Genomic DNA, 17,734 nt, shown 5'->3' on the forward strand with positions numbered 1-17,734 from the left:
CGCCACTTTCGGCACACACGTTTGATCAGAAAGGACGCCCATCATGGCGAAGCTCAGCACCGACGAGCTCCTTGAGGCCTTCAAGGAGATGACCCTCATCGAGCTCTCCGAGTTCGTGAAGCAGTTCGAGGAGACCTTCGAGGTCACCGCCGCGGCCCCGGTTGCCGTTGCGGGTGCCGCCCCGGCCGCCGGTGGCGACGCCGGTGGCGACGCCGCCGCCGAGCAGGACGAGTTCGACGTCATCCTCGCCGCGGCCGGCGACAAGAAGATCCAGGTCATCAAGGAGGTCCGCGCGCTCACCAGCCTCGGCCTCAAGGAGGCCAAGGACCTCGTCGACGGCGCCCCCAAGCCCGTCCTCGAGAAGGTCGACAAGGACGCCGCGGAGAAGGCCAAGGAGGCCCTCGAGGGCGCCGGCGCCACCGTCGAGCTCAAGTGATCTCGGCTCGTCACTGACGAGCACTGATCTGCCGAAGGGCGGGTCGCACCACCTGGTGCGACCCGCCCTTCGGCGTGTGCCTCGTCAGAGCAGCGGGCGCCAGGGGGAGAGGATGCCCTCGGTGACCCGGCTGATGAGCGGGCGACGGGTCCACTCGTCGAGGGTCAGCTCGGTGGTGTTGCCCGAGTCGAGGGTGAAGATCTCCTCCATCCGGGCGGCGACGTCGGCGTCGAGGATCTCCATGTTGACCTCGTAGTTGCCCGCGAGGCTCAACCGGTCGATGTTGGCGGTGCCGATGGTCGACCACAGCCCGTCGATCGTCGCGGTCTTGGCGTGCACCATGGCATTTTCGAAGCGGAGCAGGCGCACCCCGCCGCGCAGCAGCCGCTCGTAGGCGACGCGGCTGAGCCAGTCGGCGACGATGTGGTTGCTGAAGTGGGGCACGATGACGCGCACGTCGACCCCGCGCTCGGCGGCGTTGACGAGGCTGCGGATGAAGGCGTCGTCGGGGATGAGGTAGGCGGTCGTCAGCCACACCCGCTCGCTGGCCCGGTCGATCGCCTCGAGGTACATGTTGCGGATCGGGTAGACCATGTCGGCCGGCAGGTTGCGGTGGATGCGCATGTCGCGGCTCCACGTGCGGCGGCTCGGCTGGGGGAGCGCCGGGCTGCCGTCGTAGATGTTCCAGTAGTCGACGAAGGCATTTTCGAGCTCGACGACCATGTCGCCGGCGTAGCGGGCATGGGTGTCGCGCCAGCGGTTGGCGTAGTCCTGGCCGATGTTGTAGCCGCCGAGGTAGGCGGCCGTCTCGTCGACGACGAGGAGCTTGCGGTGGTTGCGCCCCCAGTGGCCGGGGTGGAAGAAGTTCAGGCCCCCCGTGACGAGCGGGTGGCGCTTGACGTGGATGCCCTCGGGGAGCGATTGGAAGAAGCGGCGCGGGACGACGAGGTTGGCGAAGGTGTCGTAGACGACGAAGACGCGCACGCCGCGCTCGTGGGCCGCGACGAGCGCGTCCCGGAAGCGCTGCCCGATGGCATCGTCCTTCCAGATGTAGGTCTCGAAGTAGATGCGCTCCTGCGCCGCGTCGATGTCGGCGAGCATGTCCTCGAAGAGGTGCTCGCCGAAGGTGTAGATGCGCACGTCGCCGCCGGGGACGGGCACCGGACCGCCCTGCTGGTGCGGGAACTCCTTGTCCGGACGGTCCTTGCGGCGCTGGCTGTCGAAGACGAGCAGGCCTGCGACAGTGAGCAGCTGGGTCGCGACGACGGCGCCGGCCGTGCGCCGGACCGCACGTCGCACCTCGAGCCGGCGTCGGCGTCGGCGGATCGAGCGCGCATTCATGGCCCCACCCTAGGGCCCGGGTCGAAGGGGGGATCCCGCCGACCCGGTCCGGGCATCGGCTCGCGACCCGCCGGGGACGTGCCTTGACGTGGCGGTTCCCGTCGTCCATCCTCATGGCGTCGATTGATCCGGCCCCACCGCGTCTGCGGGAGAGGGGCCGTGGACCACCGTCGAGCCGTCGGTTCGACCGGGTTGGACACTTGTGTGTTTGTGGACTACGCTGTCGCTTTGCGCTGCCTTGTTCCTGTCGTGACCCCGTCGGACCGCTCACATCCCCTCGTTCCCGAGGGTGTCGAGAGCCCCGCCGGGACGCGATCCGGACCCGGTGGCACCGCCCGACTCTCAAGGCCCGTGGAAGGATCCATCCTTGGCTGCCTCGCGCACCGCTTCCCCGATGTCCACCGCACGGACGGCCAGTGGCCGTCTGTCCTTCGCAAAGATCCGCGAGCCCCTCGAGGTCCCCGACCTCCTGGCCCTCCAGACGGAGAGCTTCGACTGGCTCCTGGGCAACGAGAAGTGGCAGGAGCGTCTCGCCGACGCTCTCGACGCCGGTCGACGTGACGTCCCCGAGCACCCGGGGCTGGAGGAGATCTTCGAGGAGATCTCCCCGATCGAGGACTTCTCCGGCTCGATGAGCCTCTCCTTCCGGGAGAGCCGCTTCGAGGAGCCGAAGTACTCCGTCGACGACTGCAAGGAGCGCGACCAGACCTACTCCGCGCCCCTCTTCGTCACCGCCGAGTTCATGAACGCCGAGACCGGCGAGATCAAGAGCCAGACGGTCTTCATGGGTGACTTCCCGCTCATGACCGAGCGCGGCACCTTCATCATCAACGGCACCGAGCGCGTCGTCGTCTCGCAGCTCGTGCGCAGCCCCGGCGTCTACTTCGAGCGCACCCCCGACAAGACCTCCGACAAGGACGTCTACTCGGCCAAGGTCATCCCGAGCCGCGGTGCGTGGCTCGAGTTCGAGGTCGACAAGCGCGACATGGTCGGCGTCCGCGTCGACCGCAAGCGCAAGCAGTCGGTCACCGTCCTGCTCAAGGCCCTGGGCATGACCTCCGCGGAGATCCTCGAGGAGTTCGGCGACTACGAGTCGATGCGTGCCACCCTCGACAAGGACACCGTCGAGGACCAGGACGCCGCGCTGCTCGACATCTATCGCAAGCTGCGCCCCGGTGAGCCGCCGACCCGTGAGGCCGCGCAGAACCTGCTCGACAACCTCTACTTCAACCCCAAGCGCTACGACCTGGCCAAGGTCGGCCGCTACAAGGTCAACCGCAAGCTCGGTGTCGAGGCCGACCTCGACTCCTCGGTGCTCCTGCTCGAGGACATCGTCGCGACGCTCAAGTACCTCGTCGCCCTGCACGCCGACCAGCCGACGCTCCCGGGTGTCCGCGACGGCGAGCCCTTCGAGGTGCCGGTCGAGACCGACGACATCGACCACTTCGGCAACCGTCGTCTGCGCTCGGTCGGTGAGCTCATCCAGAACCAGGTCCGCACCGGCCTGTCGCGGATGGAGCGCGTCGTGCGCGAGCGGATGACGACCCAGGACGTCGAGGCGATCACGCCCCAGACGCTCATCAACATCCGGCCGGTCGTCGCCTCCATCAAGGAGTTCTTCGGCACCAGCCAGCTGTCGCAGTTCATGGACCAGAACAACCCGCTGTCGGGGCTGACGCACAAGCGTCGCCTCAACGCGCTGGGCCCGGGCGGTATCTCCCGTGACCGCGCGCAGATGGAGGTCCGTGACGTCCACCCGTCGCACTACGGCCGCATGTGCCCGATCGAGACCCCTGAGGGTCCCAACATCGGTCTGATCGGCTCGCTGGCCAGCTACGGCCGGATCAACGCCTTCGGCTTCATCGAGACCCCGTACCGCAAGGTCGAGGCCGGTCGGGTCACCGACGAGATCGTCTACATCTCGGCGGACGAGGAGGACAAGGTCATCGTGGCCCAGGCCAACGCCGTCCTCCTCGACGACGGCACCTTCGCCGAGGAGCGGGTCCTCGCCCGGACCAAGGGTGGCGAGGTCGACCAGATCCCGGCCGAGGACGTCGACTACATGGACGTCTCGCCGCGACAGATGGTCTCCGCCGCGACCGCGATGATCCCCTTCCTCGAGCACGACGACGCCAACCGCGCGCTCATGGGCGCCAACATGCAGCGTCAGGCCGTGCCGCTCGTCCAGGCCGAGGCCCCCTTCGTCGGCACCGGCATGGAGCACCGTGCAGCGCTCGACTCGGGCGACGTCGTCCGTGCTGAGAAGGCGGGTGTCGTCACCGAGGTCTCCGCCGACCTGGTGACCGTCACGCAGGACGAGGGCGGTTCGCGCTCGTACAAGATGATGAAGTTCTCCCGGTCCAACCAGGGCAACAGCTACAACCAGCGCGTCATGGTCTCCGAGGGTGACCGCGTCGAGGCCGGCCAGCTGATCGCCGACGGTCCCGCGACCGACGGCGGCGAGATGGCCCTCGGGCGCAACCTCCTCGTCGCCTTCATGCCCTGGGAGGGCTACAACTACGAGGACGCCATCATCCTCAGCCAGCGTCTGGTGCAGGACGACGTCCTCTCCTCGATCCACATCGAGGAGCACGAGGTCGACGCCCGCGACACCAAGCTCGGCCCCGAGGAGATCACCCGCGACATCCCCAACGTCTCCGAGGAGGTCCTCGCGGACCTCGACGAGCGCGGCATCATCCGCATCGGTGCCGAGGTGCGCGACGGCGACCTGCTCGTCGGCAAGGTCACGCCCAAGGGCGAGACCGAGCTGACCCCCGAGGAGCGCCTGCTCCGCGCGATCTTCGGCGAGAAGGCGCGCGAGGTTCGCGACACCTCGATGAAGGTCCCCCACGGCGAGACCGGCACCGTCATCGGCGTCAAGGTCTTCGACAAGGACGAGGGCGACGAGCTGCCCCCGGGCGTCAACCAGCTGGTGCGCGTCTACGTCGCCAACAAGCGCAAGATCACCGATGGTGACAAGCTCGCCGGCCGTCACGGCAACAAGGGCGTCATCTCCAAGATCCTGCCCGTCGAGGACATGCCCTTCCTCGAGGACGGCACCCCGGTCGACGTCGTGCTCAACCCGCTCGGTGTCCCCGGCCGCATGAACATCGGCCAGATCCTCGAGCTGCACCTGGGCTGGGCCGCCAGCCGCGGATGGCAGATCGAGGGCGAGCCCGAGTGGGCCGAGATGATCCCGCACGACGCGCGCCAGGCTCCGGCCAACACGCGCGTTGCCAGCCCCGTCTTCGACGGTGCCCGCGAGGAGGAGATCACCGGTCTGCTCGACTCGACGACCCCGACCCGCGACGGTGTGCGGCTCATCGACCGCTCCGGCAAGGCCAACCTCTTCGACGGCCGTACCGGTGAGCCCTACCCGGACCCGGTGTCCGTCGGCTACATGTACATCCTCAAGCTGCACCACCTCGTGGACGACAAGATCCACGCCCGCAGCACGGGTCCGTACTCGATGATCACCCAGCAGCCGCTGGGTGGTAAGGCCCAGTTCGGTGGCCAGCGCTTCGGCGAGATGGAGGTGTGGGCCCTCGAGGCCTACGGCGCCTCCTACGCGCTCCAGGAGCTGCTCACCATCAAGTCCGACGACGTGACCGGTCGCGTCAAGGTCTACGAGGCCATCGTCAAGGGCGACAACATCCCCGAGCCGGGGATCCCGGAGTCCTTCAAGGTGCTCATCAAGGAGATGCAGTCCCTCTGCCTCAACGTGGAGGTCCTCAACTCCGAGGGCGGCACCATCGAGATGCGCGACAACGAGGACGACGTCTTCCGCGCCGCCGAGGAGCTCGGCATCGACCTGTCCCGGCGCGAGCCGAGCTCGGTCGAAGAGGTCTGAGAGCCCGGGGGACCCGGGCCCGCCCCGGTCCGGGTCCCCCGAGCACCCTCAACAAGCCCAGACGGTCGCCCTTCGTGATCGTCACCGGGCCACAGAACTTATCGAGTCATCCTCGACAACGAGAGAAGGAAGCACGAAGTGCTGGACGTCAACTTCTTCGACGAGCTGCGCATCGGCCTGGCCACCGCGGAGGACATCCGCAACTGGAGCCACGGCGAGGTCAAGAAGCCCGAGACCATCAACTACCGCACCCTCAAGCCCGAGAAGGAGGGCCTGTTCTGCGAGCGGATCTTCGGCCCCACCCGGGACTGGGAGTGCTCCTGCGGCAAGTACAAGCGAGTCCGCTTCAAGGGCATCATCTGCGAGCGCTGCGGCGTCGAGGTCACCCGCGCCGGCGTGCGTCGTGAGCGGATGGGTCACATCGAGCTGGCCGCCCCCGTCACCCACATCTGGTACTTCAAGGGCGTCCCGAGCCGCCTCGGGTACCTGCTCGACCTGGCGCCGAAGGACCTCGAGAAGGTCATCTACTTCGCCGCCTACATGATCACGAGCGTCGACGAGGACCAGCGTCACAGCGACCTGCCCTCGCTCGAGGCCCAGATCGAGGCCGAGAAGCGCGAGCTGGAGAACCGCCGCGACGCGGACGTCGAGACCCGCGCCCAGAAGCTCGAGAAGGACATCGCCGAGCTCGAGGCCGAGGGCGCCAAGTCCGACGCCAAGCGCAAGGTCCGCGACTCCGCCGAGCGCGAGATGAACCAGATCCGCAAGCGGGCCGACCAGCAGGTCGAGCGCCTCGCGCAGGTCTGGGACCGCTTCAAGAACCTCAAGGTCCAGGACCTCGAGGGCGACGAGGTCCTCTACCGCGAGATGCGCGACCGCTTCGGTCTGTACTTCGAGGGCGGCATGGGCGCTGCGGCGATCCAGAAGCGCCTCGAGACCTTCGACCTCGAGGCCGAGGCCGACAAGCTGCGCGAGATCATCGCCACCGGCAAGGGGCAGAAGAAGACCCGCGCCCTCAAGCGCCTCAAGGTCGTCACCGCCTTCCTCACCACCGACAACAAGCCGGCCGGCATGGTTCTGGACGCGGTCCCGGTCATCCCGCCGGACCTGCGCCCGATGGTCCAGCTCGACGGTGGCCGCTTCGCCACCTCCGACCTCAACGACCTCTACCGCCGGGTCATCAACCGCAACAACCGCCTCAAGCGACTGCTCGACCTCGGCGCGCCCGAGATCATCGTCAACAACGAGAAGCGGATGCTGCAGGAGGCCGTCGACAACCTCTTCGACAACGGTCGTCGCGGTCGTGCGGTCACCGGCCCGGGCAACCGCCCGCTGAAGTCGCTGTCCGACATGCTCAAGGGCAAGCAGGGTCGCTTCCGTCAGAACCTCCTCGGCAAGCGCGTCGACTACTCCGGCCGTTCGGTCATCGTCGTCGGCCCGCAGCTGAAGCTGCACCAGTGCGGTCTGCCCAAGGCCATGGCGCTCGAGCTGTTCAAGCCCTTCGTCATGAAGCGGCTCGTCGACCTCGACCACGCCCAGAACATCAAGTCGGCCAAGCGCATGGTCGAGCGTCAGCGCTCGGTCGTGTGGGACGTCCTCGAAGAGGTCATCACCGAGCACCCCGTGCTGCTCAACCGTGCGCCCACGCTGCACCGTCTGGGCATCCAGGCCTTCGAGCCGCAGCTCGTCGAGGGCAAGGCCATCCAGATCCACCCGCTCGTCTGCACGGCCTTCAACGCCGACTTCGACGGTGACCAGATGGCCGTCCACCTGCCGCTGAGCGCGGAGGCCCAGGCCGAGGCCCGGATCCTCATGCTCTCGAGCAACAACATCCTCAAGCCGGCCGACGGTCGACCCGTCACCATGCCGACGCAGGACATGGTCATCGGCCTGTTCCACCTCTCCTCCGAGGTGGCGCTGGAGACCGAGCACCGTCGCGCCTTCGCGACGACGGCCGAGGCCCGCATGGCCTTCGACGCCGGCGAGATCAAGATCGGTACGCCGATCAAGGTCCGGCTGACCGACGTCGTCCCGCCGATCGGCCACGAGCTGCCCGAGGGTGCCGAGCTCGACGAGCGCGGCATGCTCGCGACGTGGACCGCCGAGACGACGCTGGGCCGGGCGCTCTTCAACGAGACGCTCCCGGAGAACTACCCCTTCGTCAACGAGCCGGTCGACCGCAAGCGTCTGTCGACGATCGTCAACGACCTCGCCGAGCGCTACACCAAGGTCGAGGTCGCGGCATCGCTCGACGCCCTCAAGGAGGCCGGCTACCACTGGGCCTCCCGTTCGGGCACGACGGTTGCCGTCTCCGACGTCGTCACGCCGCCGCGCAAGCCCGAGATCCTCGCGACCTACGAGGAGAAGGCGACCAAGGTCCAGAAGCAGTACGAGCGCGGTCTGATCACCGACGACGAGCGCCGTCAGGAGCAGATCGAGATCTGGACCCAGGCGACCAACGAGGTCTCTGCCGAGATGCAGCAGAACTTCCCGAAGGACAACCCCATCTTCCGGATGGTCAACTCGGGTGCTCGTGGTAACTGGTTCCAGCTGCGCCAGATCGCCGGTATGCGTGGCCTCATGGCCAACCCCAAGGGTGAGATCATCCCGCGCCCGATCCGTACGAACTTCCGTGAGGGTCTGTCCGTCGTCGAGTTCTTCATCTCGACGCACGGTGCGCGCAAGGGTCTGGCCGACACCGCCCTTCGTACCGCCGACTCGGGCTACCTGACCCGTCGTCTCGTCGACGTCTCCCAGGACGTCATCATCCGCGAGGACGACTGCGGGACCGAGCGCGGCCTGACGATGCCGATCGCGCAGTTCGACGAGCTCACGGGCACCCGTCGCAAGCACGACGACGTCGAGTTCACGGTCTACGCGCGCTGCGTCGCGACCGACGTCGAGCACGAGGGCACCGTCCTGGCCGAGGCCGGCTCCGACCTGGGCGATGTCGTCATCGACAAGCTCTACAAGGCCGGCGTCGACGAGCTGAAGATCCGTTCGGTCCTTACCTGCGAGTCCAAGGTGGGCACCTGCGCCAAGTGCTACGGCCGCAGCCTGGCCACCGGCCAGCTCGTCGACATCGGCGAGGCCGTCGGCATCATCGCGGCCCAGTCGATCGGTGAGCCCGGTACCCAGCTGACGATGCGGACCTTCCACACCGGTGGTGTGGCCGGTGACGACATCACGCAGGGTCTGCCGCGAGTCGTCGAGCTCTTCGAGGCGCGTACCCCCAAGGGTGTGGCCCCGATCGCCGAGGCCGACGGTCGGATCACCATCGAGGAGACCGACAAGGGCCGTCGCATCCTGCTCGTCGCGGACCGCGACGGCGAGGAGCACGCCTACCCGGTGAGCAAGCGTTCGCGCCTGCTCGTCGAGGACGGCGAGCGGGTTGCCGTCGGCACCCAGCTCGTCCAGGGCGCCATCGACCCCAAGCAGGTCCTGCGCATCCTCGGCCCGCGCCACGCCCAGAAGCACCTCGTCGACGAGGTGCAGAAGGTCTACCGCCAGCAGGGTGTGTCGATCCACGACAAGCACATCGAGGTCATCGTCCGGCAGATGCTGCGCCGGATCACCATCCTCGAGTCGGGTGACGCCAACCTCCTGCCGGGCATGCTCGCCGAGCGTGCGCGCTTCGAGTCGGAAAACCGCCGTGTCGTTGCCGAGGGCGGTCGCCCGGCCTCGGGTCGTCCCGAACTCATGGGCATCACCAAGGCCTCGCTCGCCACGGACTCCTGGCTCTCCGCCGCCTCCTTCCAGGAGACGACCCGCGTCCTCACCGAGGCCGCGATGGAGGGCCGCTCCGACCCGCTGCTGGGCCTGAAGGAGAACGTCATCCTCGGAAAGCTCATCCCCGCCGGTACGGGCCTGCCCCGTTACCGCAACGTGGAGGTCGAGCCCACCGAGGAGGCCAAGGCCGCGATGTACTCGCTGCCCAACTACGACGAGTACGCCTACCCGGTCTTCGGTCCCGGCTCCGGCGAGGCGATCCGCCTCGACGACCTGGACCTGGACGTCTGAGTCGCCGCACTCACCGTTTCCTTCAGGAGCTTGCTCTGCAAGCGCCTGACAAGGAAGGGGGTCGCTTCCCGCGCGGGAGGCGACCCCCTTCGTCGTCCGGCGACGGACGTGACGGATGTGGTCAGGGAGGGCTCAGGGGCGAAGATCGCCGGAAAATCAAGGGAAACACGCCGACGGGCAAGTCGACGGCGGCCGGGGATTCGTGGTTGATTGGTCCCTGTTCGACCTAAGAACTTCAAGGATGGAGATCCCACTATGAACAAGTCCGAGCTCGCCAGCGCCGTCGCCGAGAAGGCTGGCGTGTCCGCTTCCGCGGCGTCCGAGGTCATCACCGCCCTCCAGGCGGTCCTGTCCGACTCCGTCGCCAAGGGCGAGAAGGTCACCGTCCCCGGCTTCTTCAGCCTCGAGCGCGTCGAGCGCGCCGAGCGCAAGGGCCGCAACCCGCAGACGGGTGAGGAGATGACCATCCCCGGTGGCTACGCCGCCAAGCTCACCGCCGGCAGCGCCCTCAAGGCCGCGGCCAAGGGCTGATTGCCGCAGCACTGCCCGAAGGGGGCTGGTCACCGCACGGTGACCGGCCCCCTTCGTCGTACCCGGCAGGTGAGAGAGGATGGGGGCGTGCCCGCCCCTGACCACGACTCCAGCCAGCCGATGTCGGTGCGTGCCACCGCGGCGCGCTGGGCGCTCGGCACGATCCTGGCGGTCGGCGCACTCGTGCTGCTCCTCAAGCCCGGTGGGGTGAGCAAGCTGCTCGCGCTCGTCCTCGCGGGCGCGGCGGTCACGACCTTCGCCCGACGCTCGCGCAGCGACGCCACGATCGTCTCGGTCGTGCTCCTCGTCGTCGCCGGGGTCTACCTCGGGGCCTTCCTCACCGGCAACAGCCACTGGATCACGGACAGGTACTGATGCGCGACGACCTCATCATCCGACGCGAGACGCCGGACGACACCGCGGCCACCGAGGCCCTGCACGACGCCGCCTTCGGCGTCCCCGACGGCAGGAGCGAGTCCGTCGAACGTGAGCTCCTGCGGGGGCTGCGGGCCGACGGCTCGGTCATCGACGAGCTGACCTTCGTCGCCGAGCTCGACGGCGAGGTCGTGGGCCACGTCGTGTGCAGTCGCGGCAGCCTCGCGGGGGAGCCGAGCGTCGGCCTCGGACCGATCGGCGTGCGTCCCGACCACCAGCGGCAGGGGATCGGCGCGGCCCTGATGATGGCCGTCGTCGCCAGCGCGGAGCAGCAGGCAGAGCCGGCCGTCGTCCTGCTCGGCGACCCGGAGTACTACGGCTTCTTCGGCTTCGTGCCGGCCTCCGGCCTGGGCATCGCGTCCCCGGGGGAGTGGGAGGATCGCTACTTCCAGGCCAAGCCGTTGCGGGCCTGGCGCCCACAGATGGCCGGTGACTTCCGGTACGCGCCGGCCTTCGACCGCCTGGGCTGAGGTAACGATTTGTGAGGGCATCGGCACGCCGGTATCGTTGATCAGCGTGCGTGGCTCGGCTGTGCCGTGACGCGCGCAGAGGAAGGTCGGTGACGACCCTCCTCGCCCTCTCGCCGGGCGCCCCCAGCAGCGGTCTTCGACCGTGACGGGGGAGTGCAGGGGAGAGCACCGTAGGCGACACACCCGAGTGCGGGGGTCGTCGGCGGCATCCAAGGAGCATCGGCCGGGTTCGTCCCGGCGGGTGCAGACAACATCACCGACGTACGGAGAACAGGTTGCCTACCATCAACCAGCTGGTGCGCAAGGGGCGGCAGGACAAGCCGTCCAAGGCCGCCACCCCGGCCCTCAAGGGGTCGCCGCAGCGCCGTGGCGTGTGCACCCGCGTGTACACGACCACCCCCAAGAAGCCGAACTCTGCCCTTCGTAAGGTCGCCCGTGTGCGCCTCACGTCCGGCATCGAGGTCACCGCGTACATCCCGGGTGTCGGCCACAACCTGCAGGAGCACTCCATCGTGCTCGTGCGTGGTGGTCGTGTGAGGGACCTGCCCGGTGTCCGCTACAAGATCGTCCGCGGTTCGCTCGACACCCAGGGTGTCAAGGGTCGCCAGCAGGCCCGCAGCCGCTACGGCGCGAAGAAGGAGAAGAAGTAATGCCTCGCAAGGGTCCTGCTCCGAAGCGCCCCCTCGTCGTCGACCCGGTCTACCAGTCCCCGCTGGTGACCCAGCTGGTCAACAAGATCCTGCTCGACGGCAAGAAGTCCATCGCCGAGTCGATCGTCTACGACGCCCTCGAGGGCTGCCGTGAGAAGACCGGTACCGACCCGGTCCAGACGCTCAAGCGCGCGCTCGACAACGTCAAGCCCTCCCTCGAGGTCAAGTCCCGCCGCGTCGGCGGTGCGACCTACCAGGTCCCGATCGAGGTCAAGCCCGGCCGCGCCACGACCCTGTCGCTGCGCTGGCTCGTCGGCTACGCCCGTCAGCGTCGCGAGAAGACGATGACCGAGCGCCTCATGAACGAGATCCTCGATGCCAGCAACGGCCTGGGCGCCGCTGTCAAGCGTCGCGAGGACACGCACAAGATGGCCGAGTCCAACAAGGCCTTCGCGCACTACCGCTGGTGACAGCAGGTCGGGGCCGGCAGCCGCCGGCCCCGACCACCACCGCCCTTCCCGGGCAGACACGACCGCAACGAGCGAGATGAGATAACGAGTGGCACAGGACGTCCTGACGGACCTCACCAAGGTCCGCAACATCGGCATCATGGCGCACATCGACGCCGGCAAGACGACGACGACTGAGCGCATCCTTTTCTACACCGGCGTCAACCACAAGCTGGGCGAGACGCACGACGGCGCCTCCACCACCGACTGGATGGAGCAGGAGAAGGAGCGCGGCATCACGATCACGTCCGCCGCGGTCACCTCCTTCTGGGACGACACCCAGATCAACATCATCGACACCCCGGGTCACGTCGACTTCACGGTCGAGGTCGAGCGCTCGCTGCGCGTCCTCGACGGTGCGGTCGCGGTCTTCGACGGCAAGGAGGGCGTCGAGCCCCAGTCCGAGACCGTGTGGCGCCAGGCGGACAAGTACGACGTCCCCCGCATCGCCTTCGTCAACAAGATGGACAAGCTCGGCGCGGACTTCTACTTCACCGTCGACACCATCAAGGACCGCCTCGGTGCGGAGCCGCTCGTCATGCAGCTGCCGATCGGTGCCGAGAACGACTTCGTCGGTGTCGTCGACCTCGTGCACATGAAGGCTCTCGTGTGGCCCGGCGACGCCAAGGGTGACGTCACCCTGGGTGCCTCCTACGAGACCCGCGAGATCCCGGAGGACCTGCAGGCCAAGGCCGAGGAGTACCGCAACCACCTCGTCGAGCGCGTCGCCGAGTCCGACGACGAGCTCATGGAGAAGTACCTCGGTGGCGAGGACCTGACGGTCGAGGAGATCAAGGCCGGCGTGCGCAAGCTGACGGTCAACTCCGAGCTCTACCCGATCTTCTGCGGCTCGGCCTTCAAGAACCGTGGTGTCCAGCCCGTCCTCGACGCGGTCCGTGACTACCTGCCCAGCCCGCTCGACGTCGCGGCCATGGAGGGCCACGCCCCGGGCGACGAGGAGAAGGTCGTCCTGCGCAAGCCCAGCGTCGACGAGCCCTTCTCCGCGCTGGCCTTCAAGATCGCGGCGCACCCCTTCTTCGGCACGCTGACCTTCATCCGGGTCTACTCGGGCAAGATCACGCCGGGCACCCAGGTCATCAACTCGACCAAGGGCAAGAAGGAGCGTCTGGGCAAGCTCTTCCAGATGCACGCCAACAAGGAGAACCCGGTCGAGGAGGCGATGGCGGGCCACATCTACGCCGTCATCGGTCTCAAGGAGACGACCACGGGTGACACCCTGAGCGACGTCAACGACCAGGTCATCCTCGAGTCGATGTCCTTCCCGGCCCCGGTCATCCAGGTGGCCATCGAGCCCAAGACCAAGGGCGACCAGGAAAAGCTGGGCACCGCGATCCAGAAGCTCGTCGCCGAGGACCCGACCTTCCAGGTCAGCCTCGACGAGGAGACCGGCCAGACGATCATCGCCGGCATGGGCGAGCTGCACCTCGACGTCTTCGTCGACCGGATGAAGCGCGAGTTCAAGGTCGAGGCCAACATCGGCAAGCCGCAGGTGGCCTACCGCGAGACGATCCGTCGCGCGGTCGAGAAGTACGACTACACGCACAAGAAGCAGACCGGTGGTTCCGGTCAGTTCGCCAAGGTGCAGATCACCTTCGAGCCGCTCGAGGCGTCCGAGGACACCGACGGCGAACTCTACGAGTTCAAGAACGCCGTCACCGGTGGTCGCATCCCGCGTGAGTACATCCCGAGCGTCGACGCCGGTATCCAGGACGCCATGCAGTACGGCGTGCTCGCCGGCTACCCGGTCGTCGGTGTCAAGGCCACCCTCATCGACGGTGCCTACCACGACGTCGACTCCTCGGAGATGGCGTTCAAGATCGCCGGGTCGATGGCCTTCAAGGAGGCCGCCCGCAAGGCCGACCCGGTGCTCATGGAGCCGATGATGAAGGTCGAGGTGCGTACGCCCGAGGACTACATGGGCGACGTCATCGGCGACATCAACTCTCGCCGTGGGCAGATCCAGTCCATGGAGGACGTCAGCGGCGCCAAGGTCGTCACCGGCCTCGTGCCCCTGTCCGAGATGTTCGGCTACGTCGGTGACCTGCGGTCCAAGACCCAGGGCCGCGCGAACTACTCGATGGAGTTCGACTCCTACGCGGAGGTCCCCAAGGCGGTCGCCGAGGAGATCATCAAGAAGACCCGAGGCGAGTGACCGGTAGCATTACCGGGATCCCGACACGGACCAACCACACACACCCACACACGACGCCACCCTGCCGGGCAAAGGCGTAACCAAGAAGACGTCCTGAGGAGGACAACACAGTGGCGAAGGCAAAGTTCGAGCGGAGCAAGCCGCACGTCAACATCGGCACCATCGGTCACATCGACCATGGCAAGACGACGCTGACGGCCGCGATCTCCCGCGTGCTGCACGACAAGCTCCCCGACCTCAACGAGGCCTCGGCGTTCGACACGATCGACAAGGCTCCCGAGGAGAAGCAGCGCGGTATCACGATCTCGATCGCGCACATCGAGTACCAGACGGAGTCGCGTCACTACGCGCACGTCGACTGCCCGGGTCACGCCGACTACGTGAAGAACATGATCACCGGTGCGGCGCAGATGGACGGTGCGATCCTCGTCGTCGCCGCCACCGACGGCCCGATGCCGCAGACGAAGGAGCACGTCCTCCTGGCCCGCCAGGTCGGCGTCCCCTACATCGTCGTGGCGCTCAACAAGGCCGACATGGTCGACGACGAGGAGATCATGGAGCTCGTCGAGATGGAGGTCCGCGAGCTGCTGTCCTCCTACGAGTTCCCCGGCGACGACGTCCCGGTCGTCAAGGTCTCGGCGCTCAAGGCGCTCGAGGGCGACGCCCAGTGGGGCGAGTCGATCATGGAGCTCATGACGGCCGTCGACGAGTACATCCCCGAGCCGGAGCGTGACCTCGACAAGCCGTTCATGATGCCGGTCGAGGACGTCTTCACGATCACCGGTCGTGGCACCGTCGTCACCGGTCGTATCGAGCGCGGCATCCTCAAGGTCAACGAGGAGGTCGAGATCGTCGGTATCCGCGAGGAGAAGACGACCACGACCGTCACGGGCATCGAGATGTTCCGCAAGCTGCTCGACGAGGGTCGCGCCGGTGAGAACGTCGGTCTGCTCCTGCGTGGCACCAAGCGCGAGGACGTCGAGCGCGGGCAGGTCATCTGCAAGCCGGGCTCGATCACCCCGCACACCGAGTTCGAGGCGCAGGTCTACATCCTGTCGAAGGAGGAGGGCGGCCGTCACACGCCGTTCTACGACTCCTACCGTCCGCAGTTCTACTTCCGGACCACCGACGTCACCGGCGTCGTCTCCCTGCCCGAGGGCACCGAGATGGTCATGCCCGGCGACAACACCGACATGAAGGTCGAGCTCATCCAGCCGATCGCCATGGAGGAGGGCCTGAAGTTCAACATCCGCGAGGGTGGCCGCACCGTCGGCGCCGGTCGCGTCACCAAGATCGTCAAGTGATCCTGGGCTGACCTCGAGTCAGCATCCACGCAGGGCCCGTCTCCCCGTCCGGGAAGGCGGGCCCTGCGTCGTGTCATGGCCGCCCTGAGTCGATCCACACCTGCGGGTCGTAGGTCCAGCCGTCGGCAACCAGCGCCGAGCGCAGTGCCGCCCGGTTGTTGGTCGGGTGCCCGGCGTCGCGGTAGCGAGCCCGCCCGCGCTCGATGTGGCTGCGGACGGTCTCGGTGCGCAGGGCGAGCACCCGGGCCAGATGGGCGGGGGAGTGACCGCGAGCGGCGACGAAGAGCGCAAGCACCTGCAGCTGGCGGTCGGTCAGCCGGACATCGGGCGCCCCCGCCGGCTCGAGCCGCGCGACGTCAGGGGTCCTGCCGTCGGCGATCGCGCGGATGGCGTCGGCGGTCGCGCTCAGGCTCTGTGTCGGCGCGATCCACGCGGTCGCACCCTCGGTGCCTGCCCGGCGGGCGAAGGGGGAGTGCCGTCCCGGTCCGATGACGATCCGGTGCGAGCCGAGTCGGCGCAGGGCGCGCACCTTGACGGCGAGTGGCAGGTGGTCGTCGAGCTGGGCGTCGACGACGACGAAGTCCCCGGCGAAGTCCCACTCGTGCTGGAAGTCGGTCCACGCGTGGACGGCCGTCGTCACCTGCAGCGGACGAGGCCCGGACTGCAGCTCGCGGCGCAGCGCCGTCGTCACGACGGGGGAGGTGTAGACCAGGTCGAGGCGGGCGGCGGCGGACATCGGGCACGATGCTCCCATGTATCCGGAGCCGGTGGTCAGCGTCTGGTCGCGATGGCGGCTGCACGCCGATGCCGTCACCTCGGTCCTCGTCTCCGGAGGCGTCGACGCGCGGACCGTCGACGAAGGTGGTGACGTCGACGGACTTCTCGTCGCGGGTGTCCTGCTGCCCGACCTCCCTGATCTTCTCGATCATCGGAGGGCGAAGGGTCGGCCGACGGTCGTGTGGGGTGGGGTCCTCCCTTCGCCACGCGTCGCGGCGGTGCGCGCGGCCGGGGCCGCGGCCTACGTCTCCATGCTCCGCCCCCCGCACGAGGTCGTCGACGTCGTCCGCCGCGTGCTCGCCGGGCAGTCCGTGCCGTGGCCGGCGCCGCCCGAGGCGATGACGCGGTTGACCCCGACGGAGCAGCACGTCGCCCGGGCCTATCTGGTCGAGTGGTCGGACCACCCGCGGGCGGACGTCGCGCGCCGACTCGGGATCAGCGAACGTACCCTCAAGGCGCATGTCGCCAACATCCGCGCCAAGGCGGGCCATTGGGGGACCGAGACCCGCGAAGGACTGCACCGCGCACTCGTCGTGTCCGGGTGGCTCTAGTCCTTCTGGGTGCATTGGAGGTGGGGCCGCGGGAGTGTCCTAATCTCGCGCGTGAGTGCCTCGACAGGGAGTCGCTCGCCCGGGGGGAGGACCCTGGACCCGGCCGTGGCATCCGCGCGGCGCACCTGACCCGCGCCTGTCCGCAGAGAGAGCCCCGCCTTGTCCAAGGACATCACCACCGCCGGTCCGTCGCGCCGTCAGATCGCGAAGGGGGCCGCCTGGGCCGTCCCCGCCGTCACCGTCGCGGCCGCCGCACCCGCCCTCGCCGCTTCGCCCCTCCCGGTCTGTGAGCCCGGCGCGCTTCAGGTCACGCGTAACTGCCCTCCGGCACTGAGCACGGACTCCCTGACCTTCACTGTGGCCAACCCGGCGAGCAGTGGCTGTGTGGTCCCCGCTGGCACTCCCGTCGACATCACTGTGTCGGGGCTTGTGGGGCTGACGCTCGAGCAGCTTGTATCCCTGAACGCAGGGGTGCTGTACCAGAACAATGGCGTTCTGATGCTGCAGTCGGACCTCGAACCGGGCGACAGCATCCCGATCGAGGTCTTCCCGCCGAGTCTGCTGGATGCCCAGGTGGTGGGCACCGCCACCGTCGCGGTCGCGGGCAGCCAGTCCTCGGCCAACTACATCATCGCTACGGTGCTGGGGATCACGGTCGCCATCTGCAACTGACCGCACCACCAAGCG

At 67.9% G+C, this 17,734-nt stretch carries 14 protein-coding genes; 12 read left to right on the forward strand and 2 right to left on the reverse strand.

Translation table 11 applies throughout. The annotated features are described in order from the left end of the window. Positions 1 to 43: 43 nt before the first annotated feature. Positions 44 to 436 (forward strand): 50S ribosomal protein L7/L12, encoded by a 393-nt coding sequence (gene rplL, locus B9B60_RS04230; RefSeq protein ID WP_007929164.1) that lies wholly within the window; start codon positions 44 to 46, stop codon positions 434 to 436. Positions 437 to 520: 84 nt separating this feature from the next. Here rplL and B9B60_RS04235 read toward each other — a convergent pair whose 3' ends face one another. Then, positions 521 to 1,777, reverse strand: a complete 1,257-nt coding sequence (locus B9B60_RS04235; RefSeq protein ID WP_084450011.1) for a phospholipase D-like domain-containing protein — start codon at positions 1,775 to 1,777, stop codon at positions 521 to 523. Positions 1,778 to 2,144: 367 nt separating this feature from the next. On the opposite strand from B9B60_RS04235, the gene rpoB reads away from it, so the two are divergent. From rpoB to tuf, 9 genes are all read left to right on the forward strand, one after another. Then, entirely contained in the window at positions 2,145 to 5,627 is a 3,483-nt protein-coding gene (rpoB, locus tag B9B60_RS04240; protein ID WP_084450012.1) for a DNA-directed RNA polymerase subunit beta, read from the forward strand. Between the two features lie 138 nt (positions 5,628 to 5,765). After that, the gene (locus tag B9B60_RS04245) at positions 5,766 to 9,647 is read left to right on the forward strand and encodes a DNA-directed RNA polymerase subunit beta' (RefSeq protein WP_084450013.1); all 3,882 of its coding nucleotides are present in this window, start codon (positions 5,766 to 5,768) and stop codon (positions 9,645 to 9,647) included. Positions 9,648 to 9,902: 255 nt separating this feature from the next. Further along, the gene (locus B9B60_RS04250) at positions 9,903 to 10,178 is read left to right on the forward strand and encodes an HU family DNA-binding protein (RefSeq protein WP_072623754.1); all 276 of its coding nucleotides are present in this window, start codon (positions 9,903 to 9,905) and stop codon (positions 10,176 to 10,178) included. A gap of 87 nt (positions 10,179 to 10,265) precedes the next feature. Next, complete coding sequence (locus B9B60_RS04255) at positions 10,266 to 10,553, forward strand: hypothetical protein (protein WP_072623755.1); 288 nt, start codon at positions 10,266 to 10,268, stop codon at positions 10,551 to 10,553. Further along, positions 10,553 to 11,083: a GNAT family N-acetyltransferase gene (locus B9B60_RS04260; RefSeq protein ID WP_084450014.1), complete on the forward strand. Its 531-nt coding sequence runs from the start codon at positions 10,553 to 10,555 to the stop codon at positions 11,081 to 11,083. The genes B9B60_RS04255 and B9B60_RS04260 overlap by 1 nt, the downstream gene beginning before the upstream one ends. A 275-nt stretch (positions 11,084 to 11,358) precedes the next feature. Continuing rightward, positions 11,359 to 11,733 (forward strand): 30S ribosomal protein S12, encoded by a 375-nt coding sequence (rpsL, locus tag B9B60_RS04265; RefSeq protein WP_084450015.1) that lies wholly within the window; start codon positions 11,359 to 11,361, stop codon positions 11,731 to 11,733. Then, complete coding sequence (rpsG, locus tag B9B60_RS04270; RefSeq protein ID WP_072623757.1) at positions 11,733 to 12,203, forward strand: 30S ribosomal protein S7; 471 nt, start codon at positions 11,733 to 11,735, stop codon at positions 12,201 to 12,203. The genes rpsL and rpsG overlap by 1 nt, the downstream gene beginning before the upstream one ends. 88 nt (positions 12,204 to 12,291) lie before the next feature. Next, positions 12,292 to 14,415 carry an elongation factor G gene (gene fusA / locus B9B60_RS04275; RefSeq protein WP_084450016.1) on the forward strand — a complete coding sequence of 708 codons (2,124 nt, stop codon included), beginning with the start codon at positions 12,292 to 12,294 and terminating at the stop codon, positions 14,413 to 14,415. 110 nt (positions 14,416 to 14,525) lie between these two features. Further along, positions 14,526 to 15,719 carry an elongation factor Tu gene (tuf, locus tag B9B60_RS04280; protein ID WP_072623759.1) on the forward strand — a complete coding sequence of 398 codons (1,194 nt, stop codon included), beginning with the start codon at positions 14,526 to 14,528 and terminating at the stop codon, positions 15,717 to 15,719. 73 nt (positions 15,720 to 15,792) lie between these two features. On the opposite strand, the gene B9B60_RS04285 is transcribed toward tuf, so the two are convergent. Beyond that, positions 15,793 to 16,455, reverse strand: a complete 663-nt coding sequence (locus B9B60_RS04285; RefSeq protein WP_084450017.1) for a helix-turn-helix transcriptional regulator — start codon at positions 16,453 to 16,455, stop codon at positions 15,793 to 15,795. A gap of 16 nt (positions 16,456 to 16,471) precedes the next feature. Here B9B60_RS04285 and B9B60_RS04290 point away from each other — a divergent pair, with 16 nt between their 5' ends. Then, positions 16,472 to 17,047: a helix-turn-helix transcriptional regulator gene (locus tag B9B60_RS04290; RefSeq protein WP_072623761.1), complete on the forward strand. Its 576-nt coding sequence runs from the start codon at positions 16,472 to 16,474 to the stop codon at positions 17,045 to 17,047. Between the two features lie 159 nt (positions 17,048 to 17,206). Next, positions 17,207 to 17,719, forward strand: coding sequence for a hypothetical protein (locus B9B60_RS16805; RefSeq protein WP_125932766.1), 513 nt, complete (start codon positions 17,207 to 17,209; stop codon positions 17,717 to 17,719). Positions 17,720 to 17,734: the final 15 nt, after the last annotated feature.

This window comes from Janibacter indicus (genome assembly GCF_900176385.1).
Classification (GTDB): domain Bacteria; phylum Actinomycetota; class Actinomycetes; order Actinomycetales; family Dermatophilaceae; genus Janibacter; species Janibacter indicus.